Source organism: Pseudidiomarina sp., assembly GCF_048268165.1.
Lineage (GTDB): Bacteria > Pseudomonadota > Gammaproteobacteria > Enterobacterales > Alteromonadaceae > Pseudidiomarina.
The window spans coordinates 1-5,295 of the sequence record NZ_JBLWWA010000034.1; the positions used below are offsets into that span (position 1 = coordinate 1).

Below are 5,295 nucleotides of genomic sequence, written 5' to 3' on the forward strand. Positions count from 1 at the left end.
CATCGTAGTACTGCCCTGGGTAGCGCAGAGAGAAGGTGAATAGCTGACTGTCACCGTCCGGGTCTTCATTGGCTGTGTGGCGACCAAAGGGGTCGTTATCCCAACGCCAGACAATTTGGTTGTCGCTAATGCGTCGCGGGGTGTTGAGGTGATCCGTATGGATGTAATACACCGCAACGCCGATACACGTGGGGCCAGTGCCGCACCGTTTGGAGAGCCTGTCACTGTCACCGGCTCGCACACTTGTAGGCGCTGGCCCAAAATGCAAACCCCGCTGGTCAACCGTGACAACTGAAACCGGAAAAGTGTGCAAACGCTGCTGGTGAAGATGAAAATTTTTAGCAAAGAAAAAGGCGTGGATAAACCGCCTTATAAGTTAAAAAATATGGCCTACATCCTATTTATTTTGATGCTTTAGGACACAATGAGTCTTTATTTATTTTGGAGGTTTTGCACGCCGTTCTTTTTTAAACCATACAGCTACACGCGGGAGAATATAAAACCACTGTATCAACCCGCCAAGCATGCAAGAAAAGGCTATAAGAGATATGGTGGCCGCTGAACCATAGACCTCCATTAATCCAATTCCAAAGAATGTGACCAAAAAGTTAGCGATAATTGAAATAAAAATCCCGGAAGGAAAACTTATTAATCCAAAACATATCAGTGATAGAAACTCTATTTCATATCGCATTGAGCCCGTTATATCCTGAGACATAACCCTTGATATAAAATAAAGGGTCATTATCAGGTTGGCAATGACCCAAAGAACTACCCCTCCAAGCCTCATGCTTTTCCTCATGGCTATTTTCTCTGACACAGCTTCATACACTTATTCACCACATTACTCGTGTATTCTTGGCAATTTGTTCTATTAGGACCAACACCATACCACGGCCTTGGACTCGACCACTCTGTCTTAATACAACTCTCGACACAGCTATCATTTCCTAACTCTTTTTCACATGAACTCGGTTCATAATAATCGTCATTAGGAGAGGTTGGCATCTCGGGGCTTCCATCACCGAATGGCCATGTGTTATCCAATGTCCCGCCAGAACTAGCTGTTGTGCAATTACAGGTTTCCTGATCCACCAACACATGCATACTGATGGTTTGCTAGAGGTGGCGCATAACTGCCCGGCTTACCACAGTCATGTGTGCACCCCGAAACCAGAAAGGTGTGAACGCCGCGCTGTCCATCAGGGGTAACATTATTTATATGTTTACTTACAAAAACTTCCTGATTCGGCAGCATCTATGAGATCTTCAACCCTTAACTCCTTAATATTTTCTTGATCAATTCTTTTAAAAAACGATAAAAATAATTCAATCATTGATATGGAATTTTCCGGGCCAAAGCATTGATTAAAATTAAATCCATCTAATGATACGTTAAATTCGTTAGCATAATTATCCATTAGCTCTTTTGCATCATCTCCATCCACACCTAGATCATGAAAGATCCGTGACCCCAAGTTAATATCCTCCTCTTTTACACTTAGGCTCTTCGACAAAAATAAAATTATTCTTTTTCCCATGCTTTCTTTATTGCTGCTTACATTCATCGCCTTCACACTTAGCTATACAGCTTACATATTAAATGTAATCTTTTGCAAGCAGTTCCCAACCCACAATTGGGGCCCACCGCCCAAGTCGTTTGGAATGCCATGCTCTCCCGTTAAACTATAGGCGAGCCCCCAAAAACTGAACGTATTAGCGTTCGCGTGAAAATAAGTATTTATGCCACCTTCAAGCCTAATCGGGTCTGACTGAATGTACCGCCCCGTATTGGGGTCATAGTCCCTGAAGTAGTTGTAAACTAATCGCGCTCAGACAGTACCGGGCTTTGAGCTTTGGCAGCGATTTTAAAGAAAAGATTTATGCGATAGCAGATCCTTCTGCATTAGATGGTATGGAGCTATGTTCTTCGGTCATTCACCAAAGAACATAGCAGGTTTCAGTTCAAAGCGCTCTGACAGTTTCTCGATGGCCTGGCGGCTCAGAATGCGTTTCCCGTTCAGAACTTTGGAGACCATTGTCTTATCGCCGATCTCCGGCAGATCGCTGCCGGTCAGATGGTGCTGGCTCATCAGGGTACGAAGCAGCGCGATATCGGCTGGTAGTGTTTCAGCTTCTCCAATGAATGCCATCAGTTCCTCATCCTGAGACTCATACCGCTCAATTGCATGGCTGAGCATGTCGATGAGGGGGTTCATCGGATCGTCCAGGGTATCGCTGGCCGATTCCAGTACCTGCTCCAGCGTTTCCAGCGTCGCTTCGTACTGTTCGTCGGTCTCTATGTTAATGAGCGGCTGTGCAGTCGCCATAAATGCCTGATATGCATCGACAATTGCTAGCTGTCCCATGTTATCACCTCTAATCTTGATCTTTCATGTATCGCTTCGTCAGCTTGTCGTAGTCCGCATGATTAACGATGTGTTTGATATATATGCGCTTATTCACAAACTGAATGAATGCAAGCACACGAAGATTGTTGCCACCCACATCCAGCACCCACCACTTGTCCTTGTACTTGAAGTTATCCAGCGTTGGAAAAACCGCCCTTAACTCATCCGGGGTACTGAAATCCGTCTTGTGTAGTACCTTGTACATATCCAACAGCGCAGCCTCATCGTTCGGGTATTTCTTGGCTGCGTCGTTGAACGGCTTCTTCGAGATTACATTCATCGGCTACCCTTGGTTGACCACACGTCAACTATAGTTTCATGTTGACTACTCGTCAACTTTTCGTTGATTTCTTCGCTGCCGGATGAGTCCGCCTGTAAACAGCGTTGAGATCGCTGATCGTGACATGGGTATAGATCTGCGTGCTCTTGATATCCTGGTGTCCCAACAGCTCCTGGACATAGCGGATGTCGGCACCGTGCTTGAGCATGTGGGTTGCGCTGGCATGCCGCATGAGGTAGCAGGCTCCCTCCTTTCCGACGCCGGACCGGCGTACATATTCACCCACCAGGTCGGTCAGGGCGCTACGCTGGATACGTCGCCCCGCCCTCCCCAGGAACACGGCGATACCACTCTCCAGCGTGAGCTGCTCAGGACGAAGATCTTCGATGTATCGTTGTAACCAGTCCAAGGCCCTTGGCGCGATCGGTACCTTGCGATCCAGTGAGCCTTTGCCTTTTCGGATGGTGATCACCTGCTCCGTAAAGTCGATGTCAGCCAGATCAAGTTGAGCCAACTCACTGCGGCGTATACCGGTGGCGTAGTAGACCTCCAGAATCGCCCGGTCTCGCAGTCCCATACGGCCCTTGGCAAGCGTCTGGTGGAAGATCAGCTCGATCTCCTGCTCCGCTGGTATCACCAGGGGCAGCTTTCGAGGCACACGGGGTAGCGGAAACTTGCTGAAAAAATTGGACTGGATGATGTCGTAGTAACGCATGCATTTGAGGAAACCAGTCACCTCCATCAGGCGCATACGCTGTGTCGATAGATCGAGTGGCGTATGATCACGCGGTTTCCGATAGCGGTACAGGTAACGCCGATAGGCTTCCAGCAGCTCCAGATCGATACTGGTGATGGTCGTGACACCCTGATCTCCTGTGCGAGCAACTCGGCAAAGTCGACCTGAGGGCGTTCGGTGGTTAACGAAATGACTGGCATCCTGCCCGTCCGGGAACAGCACCATATTGGCGGCCTCCATCATCACGGCAATGGTACGCATGGCATCCAGTTCGGCGGCTGTGCCACACAATGCCAGGTAGACGCGCTCTATCCGGTGCTCCCTCAGTAGATCGAGATGTATTTGCTTGAAGGCATGACAGCTCATAAGCGCAATCACCCGCTGAAAGCCTTGCTGCCACCAGATCAGCGCCTCCAGCGGGTTCTTGCACAGGATTATCTCTTTGGCGTCCAGCAAGACCCGTTCGTTAAACAACCGGGTACGCTCAGTGATCCAGTACACCTGGTAGACCGAGCCTGCTTTCAACTTCGGAGTAATACGTTTGCCATAGGCTCCGGTAATACTCCCGTCCGCATCGAGGAAGGGAAACACGACACAACCCCGGAAGAAACTCATGCCCGGACAGCTTCAGCAACCCTAAGCGTTGAAGTGCCCCACGGGTATAGGCCTCCTGCTCGCGCTCCAAACGCTGTAATCGCAACCCCAGGGTACGGTCGCAGCCCCCCAGTCGAAAGTCGGACAGGAGGCGGTTCCTGAAGATGCCGTAGGTCAGTAAGAACCGCCGTGCCTGCTCATGATGAGCGAGAGCACGACGGTAGCGGTCGATAATCTGCTCGCACAGCAGATCATCGCTTGCTTGCGGATGTGTGATGCAGTGCTTTCCCCGGCCACCACTCATTGGCGGAATATAGGAGGGTGTCGCACTTCGGAGTTGAATTCACGGTGTCGCACTTCGGAGTTGAATTCGCGATTCACTACTCTACGAATACTTCTTCATGATTATTACCGTCATGTTTCTCAACAATTCTCAGTGTATCTGGAAACTCCATCTCATCTACATATTCAAAAACAACAGAACTTCCATTCTCAAAATGCATCCTTATTCCAAACTCACAGGGGTAATCTTCTGTAAAATCTGAGGACTTTAGATAGGAAATATTACAGATTTTTTGGTTGATTTTGTCAGACCAAAAAGAATTTCTCCCTACATTTGATAGAACATATGATTCACCATATCTAGGCATTCCCCCTGCATTTACACCAACGCTAAACCCTTCAGCATTTGCATCAAAGTAAATTGAATCTACAGTATCAAATTTCAATTCTATAGGACCATCAGCATTTTGCTGGTAGTCCTGAAGATCAAAGTCGCTCTTAAATATCTGACGCATCACCGAGAAAATGCTCGCCCCCAAAATAGATCTTAATAAATCCAATTGGTTAGAATTGGTAGTGAATTAATCATAAGATCACCATTATTTTAAATGATTCAAAAAGGTATCAAATTTCCCATCAATAGTCCTAACACCCCTTCCTGTAGAGGTATCAAAACGTCTCGTACCTCTTGGCCGTTTCTGCATTTAGTTCTAACCACAGGGTTCTTCGAATTTAATACCTCTCGAATTAAATCGTTTGCTCCTTCTTGCGTCTTAGGAATTCCTTGGTAAGCACTATCATTTCTATCCATTTTTTTCTTTAAGGCCTGCAGCGCTCTGGAATCTAAAGAACCAGGCCTAGCTGTGGGTGCTAAGGAGGTTGTTCACGCCGGTTAAGTTCGAGATGCTGGTTATCGCCAAACAAACAGCACAGAACAACCGACATGAACAACCCCCATAAGAATGCACGAACCACGCCCCATATTCGAGCCC

Annotated in this window: 7 protein-coding genes and 1 pseudogene; all 8 read right to left on the reverse strand. The window is 47.6% G+C overall.

The window, feature by feature from the left end:
* A partial coding sequence (locus tag ACN0UY_RS12920; RefSeq protein WP_417667654.1) for an RHS domain-containing protein occupies nt 1–313 on the reverse strand: 313 nt, incomplete at its 3' end.
* 123 nt (nt 314–436) lie between these two features.
* Nucleotides 437–832, reverse strand: a complete 396-nt coding sequence (locus ACN0UY_RS12925; RefSeq protein WP_417667656.1) for a hypothetical protein — start codon at nt 830–832, stop codon at nt 437–439.
* 394 nt (nt 833–1,226) lie between these two features.
* Nucleotides 1,227–1,568, reverse strand: a complete 342-nt coding sequence (locus tag ACN0UY_RS12930) for a DUF1493 family protein (RefSeq protein WP_139253968.1) — start codon at nt 1,566–1,568, stop codon at nt 1,227–1,229.
* Between the two features lie 24 nt (nt 1,569–1,592).
* Nucleotides 1,593–1,814 (reverse strand): annotated as a pseudogene (locus ACN0UY_RS12935) (RHS repeat-associated core domain-containing protein); the annotation flags it as partial.
* Between the two features lie 120 nt (nt 1,815–1,934).
* On the reverse strand, nt 1,935–2,369 hold the full coding sequence (locus ACN0UY_RS12940) for a helix-turn-helix domain-containing protein (RefSeq protein ID WP_091828089.1): 435 nt from the start codon (nt 2,367–2,369) through the stop codon (nt 1,935–1,937).
* Nucleotides 2,370–2,379: 10 nt separating this feature from the next.
* A complete protein-coding gene (locus ACN0UY_RS12945; protein WP_354411618.1) occupies nt 2,380–2,691 on the reverse strand; it encodes a type II toxin-antitoxin system HigB family toxin in 312 nt (103 codons plus the stop codon).
* A gap of 52 nt (nt 2,692–2,743) precedes the next feature.
* Nucleotides 2,744–4,042 carry a tyrosine-type recombinase/integrase gene (locus tag ACN0UY_RS12950; RefSeq protein WP_354411621.1) on the reverse strand — a complete coding sequence of 433 codons (1,299 nt, stop codon included), beginning with the start codon at nt 4,040–4,042 and terminating at the stop codon, nt 2,744–2,746.
* A gap of 359 nt (nt 4,043–4,401) precedes the next feature.
* The gene (locus ACN0UY_RS12955) at nt 4,402–4,821 is read right to left on the reverse strand and encodes a hypothetical protein (protein ID WP_417667659.1); all 420 of its coding nucleotides are present in this window, start codon (nt 4,819–4,821) and stop codon (nt 4,402–4,404) included.
* Nucleotides 4,822–5,295: the final 474 nt, after the last annotated feature.